General features: G+C 62.1%; 14 protein-coding genes. 6 read left to right on the forward strand and 8 right to left on the reverse strand.

Annotation, left to right across the window (positions count from 1 at the left end; all coding sequences use genetic code 11):
* Positions 1–2: 2 nt before the first annotated feature.
* The 5 genes from F8197_RS21080 to F8197_RS21100 form a co-directional block, all read right to left on the reverse strand.
* On the reverse strand, positions 3–671 hold the full coding sequence (locus F8197_RS21080; protein ID WP_152883455.1) for an SDR family oxidoreductase: 669 nt from the start codon (positions 669–671) through the stop codon (positions 3–5).
* A complete protein-coding gene (locus F8197_RS21085) occupies positions 656–1,876 on the reverse strand; it encodes an acetyl-CoA C-acyltransferase (protein WP_152883456.1) in 1,221 nt (406 codons plus the stop codon). Before F8197_RS21085 ends, F8197_RS21080 begins: the two co-directional genes overlap by 16 nt.
* Complete coding sequence (gene aceK / locus F8197_RS21090) at positions 1,869–3,695, reverse strand: bifunctional isocitrate dehydrogenase kinase/phosphatase (protein WP_152883457.1); 1,827 nt, start codon at positions 3,693–3,695, stop codon at positions 1,869–1,871. The genes F8197_RS21085 and aceK overlap by 8 nt, the downstream gene beginning before the upstream one ends.
* A gap of 33 nt (positions 3,696–3,728) precedes the next feature.
* Positions 3,729–4,913, reverse strand: coding sequence for an isovaleryl-CoA dehydrogenase (locus tag F8197_RS21095; protein ID WP_152883458.1), 1,185 nt, complete (start codon positions 4,911–4,913; stop codon positions 3,729–3,731).
* Between the two features lie 94 nt (positions 4,914–5,007).
* Entirely contained in the window at positions 5,008–5,415 is a 408-nt protein-coding gene (locus tag F8197_RS21100) for a MerR family DNA-binding transcriptional regulator (protein ID WP_152883459.1), read from the reverse strand.
* 267 nt (positions 5,416–5,682) lie between these two features.
* On the opposite strand from F8197_RS21100, the gene F8197_RS21105 reads away from it, so the two are divergent.
* Positions 5,683–6,090, forward strand: coding sequence for a hypothetical protein (locus tag F8197_RS21105; protein ID WP_056142892.1), 408 nt, complete (start codon positions 5,683–5,685; stop codon positions 6,088–6,090).
* A gap of 315 nt (positions 6,091–6,405) precedes the next feature.
* Entirely contained in the window at positions 6,406–6,537 is a 132-nt protein-coding gene (locus tag F8197_RS29200) for a hypothetical protein (protein ID WP_255473013.1), read from the forward strand.
* Positions 6,538–6,641: 104 nt separating this feature from the next.
* Here F8197_RS29200 and F8197_RS21110 read toward each other — a convergent pair whose 3' ends face one another.
* The 3 genes from F8197_RS21110 to F8197_RS21120 all read right to left on the reverse strand — a co-directional run bounded on the left by F8197_RS21110 (position 6,642) and on the right by F8197_RS21120 (position 9,998).
* Positions 6,642–7,262 carry a UbiX family flavin prenyltransferase gene (locus tag F8197_RS21110; RefSeq protein ID WP_152883460.1) on the reverse strand — a complete coding sequence of 207 codons (621 nt, stop codon included), beginning with the start codon at positions 7,260–7,262 and terminating at the stop codon, positions 6,642–6,644.
* Positions 7,255–7,566: a Grx4 family monothiol glutaredoxin gene (grxD, locus tag F8197_RS21115; protein ID WP_019924147.1), complete on the reverse strand. Its 312-nt coding sequence runs from the start codon at positions 7,564–7,566 to the stop codon at positions 7,255–7,257. The genes F8197_RS21110 and grxD overlap by 8 nt, the downstream gene beginning before the upstream one ends.
* Before the next feature lie 83 nt (positions 7,567–7,649).
* Entirely contained in the window at positions 7,650–9,998 is a 2,349-nt protein-coding gene (locus F8197_RS21120) for a Tex family protein (RefSeq protein WP_152883461.1), read from the reverse strand.
* A 226-nt stretch (positions 9,999–10,224) separates the two neighbouring features.
* Between F8197_RS21120 and F8197_RS21125 the strand changes: the two genes are divergently transcribed.
* The 4 genes from F8197_RS21125 to F8197_RS21140 all read left to right on the forward strand — a co-directional run bounded on the left by F8197_RS21125 (position 10,225) and on the right by F8197_RS21140 (position 16,068).
* Positions 10,225–13,377: a DEAD/DEAH box helicase gene (locus F8197_RS21125; protein WP_152883462.1), complete on the forward strand. Its 3,153-nt coding sequence runs from the start codon at positions 10,225–10,227 to the stop codon at positions 13,375–13,377.
* 6 nt (positions 13,378–13,383) lie between these two features.
* Complete coding sequence (locus tag F8197_RS21130) at positions 13,384–14,520, forward strand: PAS domain-containing sensor histidine kinase (RefSeq protein ID WP_152883463.1); 1,137 nt, start codon at positions 13,384–13,386, stop codon at positions 14,518–14,520.
* A 51-nt stretch (positions 14,521–14,571) separates the two neighbouring features.
* Positions 14,572–15,252, forward strand: coding sequence for a response regulator transcription factor (locus tag F8197_RS21135; protein ID WP_019924141.1), 681 nt, complete (start codon positions 14,572–14,574; stop codon positions 15,250–15,252).
* A gap of 114 nt (positions 15,253–15,366) precedes the next feature.
* On the forward strand, positions 15,367–16,068 hold the full coding sequence (locus F8197_RS21140) for a transposase (protein ID WP_152883464.1): 702 nt from the start codon (positions 15,367–15,369) through the stop codon (positions 16,066–16,068).
* Positions 16,069–16,244: the final 176 nt, after the last annotated feature.

Consider the following 16,244-nt stretch of genomic DNA (forward strand, 5'->3'; position numbering starts at 1 on the left):
GCTTACCAGCCGATCGGCTTGCCGTCGTAATTGCGATAGACGGCTTGGTCCGATGCCGGCAAAGTTGCCAGCGTGTGGCGCATGCCCGCCGCGCTTTCCTGCGGCGCAATGTCGGCGCCATCGCCGCCCATGTCGGTACGCACCCAGCCCGGGTGGAACGCCACGCACGTGGCGCCCTGCGGACCGTACACCAGCGCGGTATCGATCAGCACCGAGTTCAGCGCCGCCTTGCTGGCGCGGTACAGCGAGCCGCTGGGGCTGCTGCGTTCGCTCAGCGATCCCATGTGCGACGACAGCACCGCCAGCTTGCCGCGCTTGCCGGCCACCAGCGGCGCAATGATCGGCAGCAGGCGCATGGCGGCCAGCACATTGGTGTGCATCACGCTGTCGAAGTCTGTCTGCTGTGGAAAGCCATCGTGGCGCGGGCCATAGACGCCGGCGTTGAGGAAGGCGACATCGAGTTCTTCGTCATCGAGCTTCCAGCCCAAGCCGGCGCAGGCTTCCACGTCGGTGACGTCGAGCTTGTGCGCTTCGGCGCCGAGGGCGCTCAAGGCGGCGCAGTCTTCGGCCTTGCGTGCGGTGGCGATCACGCGCCAGCCATCGGCGCGGTATTGCGTGACCAGTTCCAGGCCGATGCCGCGCGAGGCGCCAATGATCAGAGCGGTTGGCATGATGCCTCCACCAGTTCGATGGCCATGGCGGTTGCTTCGCCGCCGCCGATGCACAGCGCTGCCACACCCTTCTTGCCGCCGGTGCGCTTGAGCGCACCGAGCAGGGTGACGATGATGCGCGCGCCCGAGGCGCCGATCGGGTGGCCCAGCGCGCAGGCGCCGCCGTGGATGTTGATCTTGCTGTGCGGGATATCGAGGTCGCGCATGGCGGCCATCGGCACGGCAGCAAATGCCTCGTTGATTTCGAACAGGTCCACGTCGCGGCTGGCCCAGCCGGTTTTCTTGTACAGCTTTTCGATGGCGCCGATCGGTGCGGTGGTAAACAGGTCCGGCGCCTGGGCGTGGGTGGCGTGGCCGTGGATGCGGGCGATCACGGTCGCGCCCAGTTTCTGCGCGGTCGATTCGCGCATCATGACCAGCGCGGCAGCGCCATCGTTGATCGACGACGACGAGGCGGCGGTGATGGTGCCATCCTTTTTGAACGCGGCGCGCAGCGTCGGGATCTTGTCGAGCTTTGCCTTGAGCGGGCCTTCATCGCGGTCGATCACCGTGTCGCCGGTGCGGCTGCTGACCGTGACGGGCGCGATTTCCCACTTGAACCAGCCCTCAACGGTGGCCGCCTGTGCGCGCCTGACCGATTCGATGGCAAAACTGTCTTGCGCTTCGCGGGTAAACTGGTACTTGGCCACGCACTCTTCGGCAAACGTGCCCATCGAGCGGCCTTCGCCGGTTTTTTCGTTGCGCGAGTAGGCGTCTTCGAGGCCGTCGTACATCATGTGATCGAGCAGCATGCCGTGGCCGATGCGGTAGCCGCCGCGCGCCTTGGGCACCAGGTACGGGGCGTTGGTCATCGACTCCATGCCGCCGGCCACCACCACGTCGGCGCTGCCGGCGATCAGCTGGTCATGCGCGAAGATGGCGGCCTGCATCGCCGAGCCGCACATTTTGGACAGCGTGACGGCGCCGGTGGAGGTGGGCAAGCCCGCTTTCAATAATGCCTGGCGCGCTGGCGCCTGGCCCTGGCCTGCCATCAGGCAATTGCCGAAATAGACGTGCTCGACCAGTTGGCCATCGATGCCGGCGCGTTCGACGGCGGCGGCAATCGCGACTGCGCCCAGGTCGTGCGCGGCCTGGCCGGAAAAGTCGCCCTGGAAGGCGCCCATGGGGGTGCGGGCTGCGCCCACGATAACAATCGGGTCATTCATTTTCTAGTATCTCCATAAACGGTGGCGGTGTAACCGCCGGGGTGTTGGTGACATGATCGTGGAAAAAGCGGATGTGCTGCGGATACGGGTACACGTCTTCCACCACGCCATCGAGAATGCGCTGCTTGCGCGCCTGCCAGTAGTCGCGGGTGAGCAAGTCGGCGTGGTGCTGCATGAAAAAGCGGCGGATCTTCGGATGCCCGAGCAGGAACTGGCCGAACTGCTCGGGAAACACATCGTGCTTGCCGACCGGGTACCACGGTTCGGACGCCATTTCATCTTCTTCCGTGCGGGCCTGCGGGATGTCGCGGAAATTGCAGTCAGTGATGTACTCGATTTCGTCGTAATCGTAAAACACCACGCGCTGGTGGCGCGTGACGCCGAAGTTTTTGTACAGCATATCGCCAGGAAAAATGTTGGCCGCGACCAGTTCCTTGATGGCGTTGCCGTACTCGACGATGCCGTGTTCGAGCTGGCCATCGTCGCCGTCCTTTTCGGCATGGGCCAGCCACATATTGAGCGGCACCATGCGCCGTTCGATGTACAGGTGCTTGATGATCAGCTGGTCGCCCTCGATCTCCACCATCGACGGTGCAAATTGCTCGAGCTCGGCGATCAGGCGCTCCGAGAAGCGGTGGCGCGGAAACGCCACGTTGGAATACTCGAGCGTATCGGCCATGCGGCCCACGCGATCGTGGTGCTTGACCAGTAAATATTTCTGCTTGATCAGCGCGCGCGTAGTTTCCTTCGGTGGCGGATAAAAATCCTTGATCACCTTGAACACGTACGGAAACGACGGCAGTGCAAATACCAGCATCACCAGCCCGCGGATGCCGGGCGCAATATCGAAGCGGTCCGACGAGTGCTTCAGATGTTGCAGGTAGTCGCGGTAGAACAGCGTCTTGCCCTGTTTTTGCAGGCCGAGTATGGTGTAAATCTCGCTGCGCGGCTTGCGTGGCAGCAGCGTGCGCAGGAACTGCACGTACGACGACGGCACTTCCATGTCCACCAAAAAATACGCGCGCGTAAACGAGAACAGCACCGTGATCTGCTCGGGATCGAACAGCACGGTATCGAGGACCAGATGGCCGTTGGCGTCGTGCAGGATCGGCACAACGAACGGGTACTCGCGGTTGCCATTGATGATCCTGCCCACGATGTACGCCCCCTTGTTACGGAAGAACAGGTTGGAGAGCACGTGGATCTGGTGGTTAGCTTCGATGCGGGTGGCGCCGAACAGCTGCGCCAGGCGCGCTTCCACCTGTTCCACGTCGCGCGTGAGGTTGGCGAACGGAGCGTTGAGCTGGAAGTTGGTGATGATGCGTTTTAAAGCGAAATGCACGCCATCGGCGTCCGGATAATAGACCTTGTAGGTGGGCGCGAGTTCGCGCGTTTCGATGTACTCGGTGGAGACCACGGGCCGCACGAAAATATACGCGTTATGGAAGTAGCTGCGGTGCAGCAGCTTGCAGCAGACCGAGTTGAAAAACGTTTCCGCCAGCTCGGGCTGGGCATGGTCGGACAGCAGGCCGATGTAGTGCAGCTTGAGCTCCTGCCACACCTCGTCGGACAGATCGGCCTGGCTGTATTCGTCTTCGAGCTGCTGCACGCATTCCTGCACGCGGCGGTCGTAAAAATCGATGCGCTCGCGCGCGGCGTGCTGCGCCTCGGCCCACGCGCCGAGCTCGAAAAAGCGCTTGGCCTGGCGGCTGGTCTCGCGGAACAGCCGGTAGTGCTTGTCGAAACCGTCGAGGATGGTACGGGCGATATCGAACGCGATTTGCGAACGCAGCAGTTTGGGGAAGGCGGCCTGGGTCATGTTGGATGTCACCGTCACTGGCCGCCGGTGCGACTAGCGGGTTTCCGCAAACAGTTCGCGGCCGATCAGCATGCGGCGGATTTCGCTGGTGCCAGCGCCGATTTCATACAGCTTGGCATCGCGCCACAGGCGGCCGACCGGGTATTCGTTGATGTAGCCGTTGCCACCGAGCGCCTGGATCGCCTCGCCAGCCATCCAGGTGGCCTTCTCGGCGCTGTACAGGATGGCGCCGGCCGCGTCCTTGCGCAGGTTGCGCACGGCCTCGGGCGTGGCAGCGCGGTCGCACGCCTGGCCCACCGCGTACACGTAGGCCTTGCAGGCCATCATGGTCGAGTACATGTCGGCCAGCTTGCCTTGCATCAGCTGGAACTCGCCGATGGCCTGGCCGAACTGGGTGCGCTCGTGGATGTACGGCACCACCGAATCCATGCAGGCCTGCATGATGCCGAGCGGTCCGCCGGAGAGCACGGTGCGCTCGAAGTCCAGCCCCGACATCAGCACGTTGACACCTTTGCCCACGCCGCCCAACACGTTTTCCACCGGCACGACACAATCTTCGAACACCAGCTCGCCCGTGTGCGAGCCACGCATGCCGAGCTTGTCGAGCTTTTGCGCCACCGAGAAACCCTTGAAAGTCTTTTCGATCAGGAACGCGGTCATGCCGCGCGCGCCAGCGTCGAGGTCGTTCTTGGCATAAACCACCAGCACGTCGGCATCGGGGCCGTTGGTGATCCACATCTTGGTGCCGTTGAGAACCCAATGATCGCCCTTGAGCTCGGCACGCAGCTTCATGCTGACCACGTCGGAGCCGGCGTTCGGTTCGGACATGGCCAGCGCGCCAATGTATTCGCCCGAGACCAGCTTGGGCAGGTAGCGCTGCTTTTGTTCTTCGGTGCCGTTGCGCTTGATCTGGTTGACGCACAGGTTGGAGTGGGCGCCGTACGACAGGCCGACCGAAGCCGAGGCGCGCGAGATTTCTTCCATCGCCACGATGTGGGCCAGGTAGCCCATGTTGGCGCCGCCGTATTCCTCGCCGACGGTCACGCCCAGCACGCCCAGGTCGCCGAGCTTGCGCCACAGGTCCATCGGGAATTGATCGGAGCGGTCGATCTCGGCCGCGCGCGGCGCGATTTCGGCGGCAGCGAACTGCTGCACCGCTGCGCGCAGGGCGGCGATGTCCTCGCCGTGGTCAAAGGTCAGTCCGGGCAGATCGAGCATGTCTCTTCCTCATTGTTGTCATGGGCGGGAATCGGCGTTCCCTGGAAAGTCCGATGATACTCTTGAGTGACGTTAACGTAAACGTCAACCGTGCTCAGTCCGAGGGCGTTGACTTGCCCTCGGCTGCCGCCGCGATCAGCCGCCGGCATTCCTCTTCGTGAGCGGTGATCTCGGCCAAGGTCATTTCGATGTCTTCGCGCTGCTGCTCCAGGGTCTCGCGGTGGCGTGCCAGCACTCCCAGGAAATGGTTCATCTGTACCGCCGTATCCTTGGGCGTTTCGTACATATCGACCAGGTCGCGGATTTCGGACAGAGGCAAACCCAGCCGTTTGCCGCGCAAGGTGAGCTTGAGGCGGGTGCGGTCGCGCGGCGTGTACACGCGGTTGCGTCCGCCAGTGCCCTCACGTGACGGGCTGAGCAGCCCTTGGTCTTCATAGAAGCGGATGGCGCGTGCCGTGATGTCGAATTCACGGGCAAGTTCGGTAATGGTATAGGTGGACATCGGCAAAATAATTGTTGGATTTCCGCTTACGTTAACGTTAGTGGTCATTGTAGCGTGGCAGCCGCTACTTGCGACATTTCTTGATTTATCGCTCTCCACAGTTTAGTGTTCCACAACGGCAAAAAACAAAATAAAATTCGCTCACTCCCTGGACCTCTCCTGCTTTTGGCAGAGCCGATAATGTTAACTTCAGAACCACACAGCGTCACAAATCAAGCTCCGCTTCAAGAGACTGACTTTCATGACGCAACATGAAATAGTGCAACGATGAATTCCTCTAATGAACGCGAAAGCTTTAGCCAGCGCCTTCAGCAAGCGCTGAAGAATGCCCATTACTCTCCTGACAGCCCCACCCGGCTGGCGCGCGAGTTCAACATCCGCTTTGACGGGCGACCGATTACCGTCCACGCAGCCCGTAAATGGCTGGTGGGCGAGGCGATACCGACCCAGGAGAAGCTGCGCATGATCGCCCAATGGCTGGGCGTGCCTGCCGAATGGCTGCGCTTTGGTGGCGCCGAACACGGCACCCCGGAAGGCGAAGGCGCCAACGGTGTCTCGCGCTTCGAGTCGGCCGACGTCAAGTTAATTGCCGATTTACAGCGCCTAGATGAACATCACAAGCAAATTGCCCGTGAATTTATTCGCATGCTGGTGCGGGTTAACTACCAAAAGTAATAAACTTGCGCGGTTTTTGCAGTGCCGGAAAAGGCCGGTTGCACTGTTGCCGTGTGAACCTTGTTTCATGACTTTTCCGCTTTTTGTTCGGAATTCTGGACGCGGTATTGATGTCCATCAACGTTACTTTTTTATTTGAAGTACGTTTGCGAATTGTCATGGGTCGGTTACCGATTTCAGGCACAATAGGGCGTCAGCACCGCTGACTTGCAACGTCAGTTGATACCGTTGCAGTGGTCGTGATTACTTGGAGTCCAGCCTTTGAGCAGCCATATGAAAAGTAACTACAGCAACGTCGCGCAGCTGAAGGAATTAATGACCGCCCCGCCCATGACGGCCGCCAAACATGCCGAAGTCATGCGCAAGCGCATCGCCGACCGTCGCATGGTGGAAGAAGCCAGGGAACTGAAAAAAGCGGAAGACGGCCTGCGTTTCGGCGCGCGGTAAGAAGCGGGTGGCGTGGCCGGCTGAGGTTGCCGGCGAGCTTGCAGCTGAAGTGGCGAATGAGTTTGCGACCGAGGTTGCAACTACGGGTGCAACTGAGTTTGCAGCTACGGTTGCTCACTCTCGTCGCAGCCGGGTGCTGCGCCGGACGGCTTCATGCCATGCCAGCGCGGCGTCAGTGCGTGGTCGATGCCGAACAGGTCGATCACCCGGCCCACGGTGTGATCCACCATCTCTTCGATCGATTGTGGCTTGTGATAAAAGCCGGGCAGGGGCGGGTAGATAATGCCGCCCATTTCCGTCACCGCCGTCATATTGCGCAGGTGCGCTAGGTTGAACGGAGTTTCGCGCACCATCAGCACCAGGCGCCGGCGCTCCTTGAGTACCACGTCGGCCGCCCGCGTGATCAGGTTGTCCGACAAGCCGTGCGCCACCGATGCCAACGTCCTCATCGAGCACGGCGCCACCACCATCCCATCCGACTGGAACGAACCGCTGGCAATCGACGCGCCGATATCGCGCACCTTGTGCACGACATGGGCAAACGCCTCGACATCGCGCCGCTGCAGCCCTGTTTCCTGGTGCAAGGTCAGCACGGCAGCGTCCGAGACCAGTAAGTGGGTCTCGACACGCCGTATATGTTGCAAATGCTGCAGCAGTCGCACGCCATAGATGGCGCCAGTGGCGCCGGTGATGGCGACGATCAGCCGCAGCGGGCGATCAGCCATTCAACAGGGCTTTCAGTTCGCCCGATTCGAACATTTCGTTCATGATGTCCGAACCACCGATGAACTCGCCCTTGACGTAGAGCTGGGGAATGGTTGGCCAGTTCGAGTAGTCCTTGATGCCCTGGCGAACTTCCGGATCTTCCAGCACATTGACGGTGGCAATGTTTTCAACACCGCAAGCTTTCAGGATCTGGATGGCACGGCCGGAAAAGCCGCACTGCGGGAACTGGGCAGTGCCCTTCATGAACAGCACCACCGGGGTGTTGCTCACGGTCTCTTTGATCCAGGATTGTACGTCGCTCATAGCTGCCTCGGTAATGAAGTAAATAGATGGCGACATTTTATAAGAAATGCGCCCTGCGCGTATCGCAAAGCGCATTCCAAATTTTAGCCCCGCAGTTTGGCGAACGCGGCGGCCATGCTGCCGCTGGGTGCTGCCTCGCGGGCGCTTTGTTTCTGATGCTGGCCCATGCTCTTGCGGTCGTTGCGGTCGGCGCGCTGCTGCGGCTGGGCGCCGGCCTGGGGGGCGCTGTCGGTCAGGCGCATGGTCAGGGCGATGCGCTTGCGCTTTTCATCCACTTCCAGCACCTTGACTTTGACCACCTGGCCGGCCTTGACCACCGCGTGCGGATCTTTGACAAAAGTGTTCGACAGCGCCGAGATATGCACCAGGCCATCCTGGTGCACGCCGATGTCGACAAACGCGCCGAACGCGGCCACGTTGGTCACCACGCCCTCCAAAATCATGTCCGGGCGCAGGTCGCGGATTTCTTCCACGCCTTCCTTGAAGGTGGCGGTAGTAAATTCAGGGCGCGGATCGCGGCCCGGCTTTTCCAGCTCTTTTAAGATGTCGGTGATGGTCGGCACGCCGAATTTATCGTCCGCGTACTTGGCGGGGTTCAGCGACTTGATCAGGGCGGCTTCGCCGATCACACCCTTGATATCTTTCTTGATGTCGGCCAGGATCTTTTGCACCAGCGGATACGATTCCGGGTGCACGGCCGACGCGTCGAGCGGATTGTCGCCGCCGGTCACGCGCAAAAAGCCCGCTGCCAGCTCGAAGGTTTTATCGCCCAGGCGCGGCACCGATTTCAGGCCGCTCCTCGACGTGAATGCACCCTTGGCATCGCGGTACGTGACAATCGCCTGCGCCACCGACGCCGACAGGCCCGACACGCGCGCCAGCAGCGGCGCGGACGCCGTATTCACATCGACGCCCACCGCGTTGACGCAATCCTCGACCACGGCATCGAGCGTGCGCGCCAGCTGGGTTTGCGACACATCGTGCTGGTACTGGCCCACGCCGATCGACTTCGGATCGATTTTTACCAGTTCGGCCAGCGGATCCTGCAGGCGGCGCGCGATCGAGACCGCGCCGCGCAGCGACACATCCATGTCCGGCAACTCGCGCGAGGCGAATTCCGATGCCGAATACACTGACGCTCCTGCTTCCGAGACGACGATCTTGCTCATTTTTTGTTCAGGATGGCGCTTGATCAGATCCTGCGCCAGCTTGTCGGTCTCGCGCGACGCGGTGCCGTTACCGATCGAAATCAGGGAAACATTGTGCTTGGCGGCCAGCTTACCCAGCACGTGCAGCGAACCGTCCCAGTCGTTCTTGGGCTGGTGCGGATAGATCACGGCGGTATCGACCACCTTGCCGGTGGCATCGACCACTGCCACCTTGACGCCGGTGCGCAGGCCGGGATCGAGACCCATGGTCGCGTGCTGGCCGGCGGGCGCCGCCAGCAGCAAGGCTTTCAAGTTGGTAGCGAAAACATTGATGGCGTCGAGCTCGGATTTTTCGCGCAGCGCGCCCATCAGTTCAGTATCGAGGTGCATGAAACTTTTTACGCGCCAGGTCCAGCGCGCGGTGTCGGCCAGCCACTTGTCGGCCGGGCGGCCCTGCTGCCTGATGCCGAAACGGGCGGCAATGCGGCTCTCGCACGGATTGTGCGGCGCATCCCACTTCGGCTTTTCCGGCTCGCTGTCGAGGCGCAGCGCGACGTCGAGGATGCCTTCGCGGCGGCCACGCATCAGCGCCAGCGCGCGGTGCGAAGGAACGTTGGCCAGGGGTTCGGAATAATCAAAATAATCGGCGAACTTTTCGCCTTCTTCTTGTTTTCCTTCAATAACTTTCGACTGGACAATGCCATGCTCTTGCACGTATTCGCGCAGCGATTGCAGCAAGGTTGCATCTTCGGCAAAGCGTTCCATCAGGATCTGGCGCGCGCCATCGAGGGCGGCCTTGCTGTCGGCCACACCGGGATTGTTGCCATCGGTCGTCGTAAACGCCTCGCGCAGGTAGCTGGCCGCCTCGGTTTCCGGGTTCAGCTCGGGGTTGCCCAGCAGGCCGTCGGCCAGCGGCGCTAGGCCCGCTTCGATGGCGATCTGTGCCTTGGTGCGGCGTTTTTGTTTGTATGGAAGATACAAATCTTCCAGGCGGGTCTTGTCTTCGGCGTGCATGACCGCATCTAGCAAGACCGGCGTCATCTTGTTCTGTTCGGTGATAGATGCCACGATAGCGGCGCGGCGATCTTCCAGCTCGCGCAGGTAGCGCAGGCGTTCTTCGAGCAGGCGCAGCTGGATGTCGTCGAGGCCGCCAGTTGCTTCCTTGCGATAACGGGCGATGAACGGCACGGTGGCGCCTTCGTCCAGCAGGGCGATGGCGGCGGAAACCTGGGCCGGTTTGGCGGCAAGTTCGAGGGCGAGGCGTTGTTCGATGGAAGGCAACATGAGCGGGTATCCTGAGCAGTCAAGCCCGGAATCATACGCAATCTTGGCGAATGTGCCAGTCTTGACAGCCCAAACAGACTGTGTGCGCGCGGTTGTGTGACTAATGCGCGTGGAAACACCGATTGAATGGCGGGTTTTCGATAGAATCCGCAAACACGAACGCGTGTATGGCGGATAATATCGCCTGTTGCCGTTTTTGAACCATCTTTGAACAACAATGCGACCCATGGATTTTACCCGCGACGACGCTTCCGAAGTAAAAGCTGCCCCAGCTGTTCCAACGGCGCCGGCCGTGCCTCCGCGCCTGACGCCCCCTGCGAATCAACTCTCGTACGCTGTTGCCACGTGGTTGCAGCGGGTCGATGCGGCAGCGCATCCCAAGGCCAAGCTCACGCCGCCGCCCGTCGATGCCGACCCCAAGCAAACCCAGTACCGCCTGATCTACGTGCTGGCGCCCACCAGCGGCGGCCGTCACGTGGCGCTGTGCCTGTACAAGGCGCGGCTGCGGTCCAACGGCGACGTCGCGGCGGCCACGCCGGTCAGCGAAATCTTCTCGCTGCTGTCGGCGCCGCCCAACTTCCTGGTCGCGGGCGACGAAGACCTGGTGCGCTTTTTTGTCGCGATGCGCAGCGGCCAGAATTCGCAGACCGGTTCGGCCACGGAGCCGCGCGGCAAGATCGGCGCAGCACTGCTGCAAATGCTGGCCGACCAGGACAAGCTGCTGTGGGCCAACTCCTGGTCCGACGTCGGTAACGGCCTGGTGTATCCGCTCAAAGGCGGCGTGCTGCGCGAAGCCAACCTGGCCTGGCGCGAAGAGGGTAAAGGATTGCGATTGGGCTGGGCCGTGCAACCGGCGCCCGGCGCGCGCCATGCCAGCCAGAGCGGCGCCGACCAGGTCGATTACATGTTGCCGACCGATCCGCCGTGGTATATCGACAACCTGTCGTGCGGCGTGCTGCAACTGAACCAGGGCGGCGCCGCGATTCCGCTGGCTGACCTGCAGGCGCTGGTGGCGCAGGCGCCGCTGCTCACCAACCACGACAAGATGCGCGTATCGCAATTGCTGCTGGCCCACGGCCTGCAACAGCTGATGCCGCTGCCACAACCGCTGCCGCAGCGCCTGCGCGACGACGTCAAGCCGCGCCCCGTGCTCACGCTCGACGCCGCCATGCTGGCCGACGGTTCGCTGCAACGCTGGCACGACTTTGCCGTGCTGTCGTTCGACTACGACGGCGAGCGCGTGTCGTTCGATCCGTCGCAGCGCGTGGTGCGCCAGAAGGGCGACGTCACCGAGATCATCGCGCGCGACGAAGCGGCCGAAGCCGCCGCGCTGGCGCTGCTGGCCGAGCGCGCGTTCAGCGCTCCCACCACGCTGCCGCTCAGCAGCCTCAAGGGCGGCTTGCTGTTGCCCAACCAGGCCGCCTGGATCCGCTTTGCTCGCGCCGGCCTGGCAGAACTGAAGGAAGCCGGCTGGAAGCTGGAAAAGACCGCCAAGTACCGCTACGACATGCGCGACGTGGGCGACTGGTATGCCGACGTGGCGCCCGACGAGGCAGACGGCGGCAACACCTGGTTCAACCTCGAGCTCGGCATCCTGGTGGACCAGGAGCGGGTGCCGCTGTTGCCCGTGCTGGTGCAACTGATCCGTGGCGCCCCCAACGATTTCACGCCCAAGGCCATTGCTCACCACGGCGACGAGGACCAGATGCTGGCCACCTTGCCGGACGGCGCCCGGGTGGCGCTGCCGTGGGCGCGCATCAAGCCCATCCTCGGTACCCTGGGCGAGTTGTATTTCAACGACAAGATCAAGACCTCGCTGCGCATGGCCACGCTCGATGCCGCGCGCCTCGATGAACTGGCCCGCAATGTCGAGATGCAATGGACCGGCGGCGAGGAACTGCGCGACATGGGCGCGCGCCTGAACCAGTTCGGCGCCGTCAAACGCATCGCCACCCCGGCCGGCCTGCGCGCCACCTTGCGCGACTATCAAACCGATGGCCTGTCGTGGATGCAGTTCCTGCGCGAATATAACTTCGGCGGCATCCTGGCCGATGACATGGGCCTCGGCAAGACCGTGCAAACCCTGGCCCACATCCTGGTGGAAAAGGAAGCCGGACGCCTGACCGCCCCGGCCCTGGTGATTGCCCCAACGAGTTTAATGGGCAACTGGCAGGAAGAGGCGGCGCGCTTCGCCCCCGACCTGAAAGTGCTGCTGTTGCAGGGCAAGGACCGCATGGCGCAGTTCGACCAGATCGACAGCGCCGACCTGGTCCTGACCACCTACGCCTTGCTGCCGCGCGACGAGGAAAAGCTGCGCGAGCACGATTTCCACCTGGTCATCCTTGACGAATCGCATTACATCAAGAACACCCGCAGCAAGGCCGCCCAGAGCGCCGGCCTGCTGCGCGCGCGCCACCGCCTGTGCCTGTCGGGCACGCCGCTGGAAAACCACCTGGGCGAGCTGTGGTCGCAATTCCACTTCCTGTTGCCCGGCCTGCTCGGCGACGAGAAGGGCTTCAATACCGTGTTCCGCCACCCGATCGAGCGCCAGGACGATCCGCTGCGCCGGTCCCTGCTCAACCGCCGCATCAAGCCGTTCCTGCTGCGCCGCACCAAGGACAACGTGGCCAAGGAACTGCCGCCGAAGACCGAGATGGTGCGTCGCGTGGAACTGACCGGCGCCCAGCGCGACCTGTACGAAACCGTGCGCCTGGCCATGGACCAGAAAGTGCGCGACGAAATCGACCGCAAGGGCGTGGCGCGCAGCCAGATCGTCATTCTCGAGGCGCTGCTCAAGCTGCGCCAGGTGTGCTGCGATCCCCGGCTGGTGAAATCGCTGTCGTCGAAAAAGCAGACCGCTGGTTCGGCCAAGCTGATCGACCTGATGCAAATGGTGGAAGACTTGTTGGAAGAGAAGCGTAAGATCCTCGTCTTCTCGCAGTTCACCAGCATGCTCGAACTGATCGAACAGGAACTCGAAGCGCGTGACATTCCGTACGCGCTGCTCACCGGCGACACCAAGGATCGCAGCGCGCAAGTGGCGGCGTTCCAGCAGGGCGCGGTACCGATTTTCCTGATCAGCCTGAAAGCGGGCGGCGTGGGGCTGAACCTGACGGCGGCCGATACCGTGATCCACTACGATCCATGGTGGAACCCGGCCGCCGAGAACCAGGCCACCGACCGCGCCTGGCGCATCGGCCAGGACAAGCCGGTATTCGTGTATAAACTGATCGCCAAGGGCACGCTCGAAGAAAAAATCCAGATCCTGCAACAGAAGAAATCGGACCTGGCCCAATCGATCCTGGCAGAAGGGGAGTCGCAAAAAATGGCACTCACGCAAGAGGACCTGCAACAAATCTTCGCGCCACTGGTCGAGTAATCGATCATGGCGACCATCGCGGAACTCGAAGAGGCGCTGCGGCAGTCGCAGCAGGAGGCAGCGCGCTACCGCCAGTTGCTCGATCACAGCGGCGAAGTGAGCTGGATGATCGACTGCGCCAGCGGCGAGCTCGAATGGTTGAGCCATGCCGCTAAAACCCAGTTCGGCTACACGCTGGAAACTGCCCGGGCGCTGGCCTGGGACCTGGCGCAGGAACTGGCGCCCCGGCTCGACCGCTACGAGTCGGGCGACCTGAGCAGAAAACGCCTGGTGCGCGAAACCGAGTTGCCGCATGCCGACGGCCACCCGGTGCCGGTGGAAATCGAATCGACCTTGATGACGGGTGCCGACGGCGTGCCGGTCTCGGTGCTGGGCGTGGTGCGCGATTTGACCGAGCGGCGGGCGCTGGCCGACCAGCAAAAGAAATTCGCCTCGATGCTGTCGCACGAGTTCCGCACGCCGCTGTCCACGATCGATGGCGCGGTCCAGCGCCTGGAAATGACCGGCGCCCACCACGACGAAGGCACGCGCAAGCGCTACCGCAAGATCCAGACGGCGGTGGACCGCATGCTGGCCATGCTCGACGACTACCTGTCGCCCGAGCGCATGGCCAGCATCGGCCGCGCGCGCCAGCCGGACGAGATTTCACCGGCCAACCTGCTTGAATCAGCTGCCGAAGGCGCGCGCACGCGCCGCGCCCGCGTCGATTTGCATATCGAGGCGCTGCCGCAATGGATGCGGTGCGACCCGGCCGGCATCCGCCTGTGCCTGGAAATCCTGCTCGACAATGCGATCAAATACACGCCGGCCGACACGCCGCTGCAGCTGGCGGGCAAAATGGCACCCGAGGGCGGCGTCGAATTCCTGGTGCGCGACCATGGCGCCGGTGTGCCCGAGGCCGAACTGGAAACGATCTTCGGACGCGGCACGCGCGGCGCCAACGCCGCCGGCGTGGCCGGCTCGGGCCTGGGACTATACATGGCGCGCTCGATTGCCGATGTCCACGGCGGTACTGTCACGGTCAGAAATGTTTCTGAAAGCGGCGCGGAATTTCGGATTTGGCTGCCGGCAGCCGCCAAGCCCGGGAAAAGCCTTGCGCGAGTGGATAGCAACAGTGATAATCCTTTCGATATACGACGCTGAAGACGCAGCACACTGGGCAGTTTGTCCGTAAAAACATCGAATGGCGCATCAATGACGCAAATACTGATCGTGGAAGACAATCTGGACTACGCCGAGGAAATGGCGGAGTTCTTGACTGAGCTTCAACACGAGGTGCACATCACCAATAATGCCAGCGATATGTGGACCGCGCTGAGCCACGGCAACGTGGGCGTGGTCGTGCTGGACCTCGGCCTCCCCGACGAAGACGGTTTCAACGTCATCCCGCGCATGCGCCAGCTGTATCCCCAGATCGGCCTGCTGGTACTGACCGGGCGCGTGGCGTTCGACAACCGCATCCTGGGCCTGCGCCTGGGCGCCGACCACTATCTGACCAAGCCGATCAAGTTCCCGGAACTGGCCGCCCACATCGAGGCGCTCGACCGCCGCGTGGGACCGCAGGAAACCGCGCCCGCGCCCAGCAAGTGGACGCTGAAAGTGAGCGCGCGCCAACTGGAACTGCAGGGCACGGCCATCACCCTGACCGAAAAGGAATGCAATTTCCTGCACCTGCTGACGATTAACACCCGGCCAGTACCGCGCCAGGTGATCGTGGCCGGCATCGGCGGCGACGACCCCGACGCCGGGCGCCGGGTGGACATGCTGGTGTACCGCCTGCGCAAGAAGGCCCGCACCGGCCTGGGCCAGGACCTGCCGCTGCGCAGCGCCTATGGTGAAGGTTACAGCCTGTCCGCCAGTTTCAACCTGTCGTAACGCTTAACTAGCAACTTTCAAATAAATAGGGACAAGGCGGCAATTCATTTTGCCGCTTGCCCAATTTATTGGGGACAGAGTAAGATGGCGCTTTGATTCCCTTGCTGCGCACCTATGGCCCGCCTGCCCCGCCTGATCGTCCCTCACCAGCCGCACCACGTCATCCAGACCGGCAACAACGAGCAACCGGTGTTCCACGACGACGACGACTACCTGGCCTTCCTCGGCTGGCTGCGCGCGGCCGCCAAGACCTACAAGGTGCAAGTCCACGCCTACGTGCTGATGCCCAATCACCTGCATTTGCTGGTCACACCCGCCGACGAGGACGGCCTGGGCCAGATGATGCAGTGGGTCGGCCGCTACTACGTGCCGTACTTCAACCATAAATACGGCCGCAGCGGCACCTTGTGGAACGGACGCTACAAGACCTCGCTGATCGACGCCGACGCCTATTTCATGTTGTGCAGCCGATACATCGAATCGAACCCGGTCAGGAGCAGCCTGGCGGCCCGCCACGAGGATTACCGCTGGTCCAGCTATTGCCACCACGCGGGCATCCGCCCGGACGGGCTGATCATCGATCATCCGAAGTTCTGGGAACTGGGCAACACACCGTTCGAGCGCGAGGCGGCCTACGTGGCGCTGTTCGAGCTGGTGATTACCAGCGACGATATCACCCGCATCGGCAACGCCCTGCTCAAGGGCTGGCCGCTGGGCTCGGAGCAGTTCAAGGCCGCCTTACAAAACAAGGTCAAGCGCCGGGTGCTACCAGCAAAGCGAGGTCGACCATTCAAGATCAAGCAAGAAACCGCATAAAAATCGATTTAAAGCCGCAGTAAATTCAGTGACTGCGGTTTTTTTAGCGCCCAATCCACTCTGTCCCTAATAAAAAATTCTAAGGATATTTAAAAAATTAATTCGACTCCGACCCTAATTATTGTCATTGTTTTTTGTGTGGGATTGTTCTACTCTCCATTCTCATAGCCAATCTG

This window comes from Duganella sp. FT27W (assembly GCF_009295655.1).
In the GTDB taxonomy this organism is placed as follows: Bacteria; Pseudomonadota; Gammaproteobacteria; order Burkholderiales; family Burkholderiaceae_D; genus Rugamonas; species Rugamonas zoogloeoides.

Excerpts from the sequence above, each read along its gene's own strand:
- F8197_RS21105 (WP_056142892.1), top strand. The coding sequence starts at position 5,683 with ATGAATTCCTCTAATGAACGCGAAAGCTTTAGCCAGCGCCTTCAGCAA.
- F8197_RS21095 (WP_152883458.1), bottom strand. The coding sequence starts at position 4,913 with ATGCTCGATCTGCCCGGACTGACCTTTGACCACGGCGAGGACATCGCC.
- F8197_RS21135 (WP_019924141.1), top strand. The coding sequence starts at position 14,572 with ATGACGCAAATACTGATCGTGGAAGACAATCTGGACTACGCCGAGGAA.
- grxD (WP_019924147.1), bottom strand. The coding sequence starts at position 7,566 with ATGAGCGACGTACAATCCTGGATCAAAGAGACCGTGAGCAACACCCCG.
- F8197_RS29200 (WP_255473013.1), top strand. The coding sequence starts at position 6,406 with ATGACCGCCCCGCCCATGACGGCCGCCAAACATGCCGAAGTCATGCGC.
- F8197_RS21130 (WP_152883463.1), top strand. The coding sequence starts at position 13,384 with ATGGCGACCATCGCGGAACTCGAAGAGGCGCTGCGGCAGTCGCAGCAG.
- F8197_RS21080 (WP_152883455.1), bottom strand. The coding sequence starts at position 671 with ATGCCAACCGCTCTGATCATTGGCGCCTCGCGCGGCATCGGCCTGGAA.
- F8197_RS21120 (WP_152883461.1), bottom strand. The coding sequence starts at position 9,998 with ATGTTGCCTTCCATCGAACAACGCCTCGCCCTCGAACTTGCCGCCAAA.
- F8197_RS21085 (WP_152883456.1), bottom strand. The coding sequence starts at position 1,876 with ATGAATGACCCGATTGTTATCGTGGGCGCAGCCCGCACCCCCATGGGC.
- F8197_RS21140 (WP_152883464.1), top strand. The coding sequence starts at position 15,367 with ATGGCCCGCCTGCCCCGCCTGATCGTCCCTCACCAGCCGCACCACGTC.
- aceK (WP_152883457.1), bottom strand. The coding sequence starts at position 3,695 with ATGACCCAGGCCGCCTTCCCCAAACTGCTGCGTTCGCAAATCGCGTTC.
- F8197_RS21125 (WP_152883462.1), top strand. The coding sequence starts at position 10,225 with ATGGATTTTACCCGCGACGACGCTTCCGAAGTAAAAGCTGCCCCAGCT.
- F8197_RS21100 (WP_152883459.1), bottom strand. The coding sequence starts at position 5,415 with ATGTCCACCTATACCATTACCGAACTTGCCCGTGAATTCGACATCACG.
- F8197_RS21110 (WP_152883460.1), bottom strand. The coding sequence starts at position 7,262 with ATGGCTGATCGCCCGCTGCGGCTGATCGTCGCCATCACCGGCGCCACT.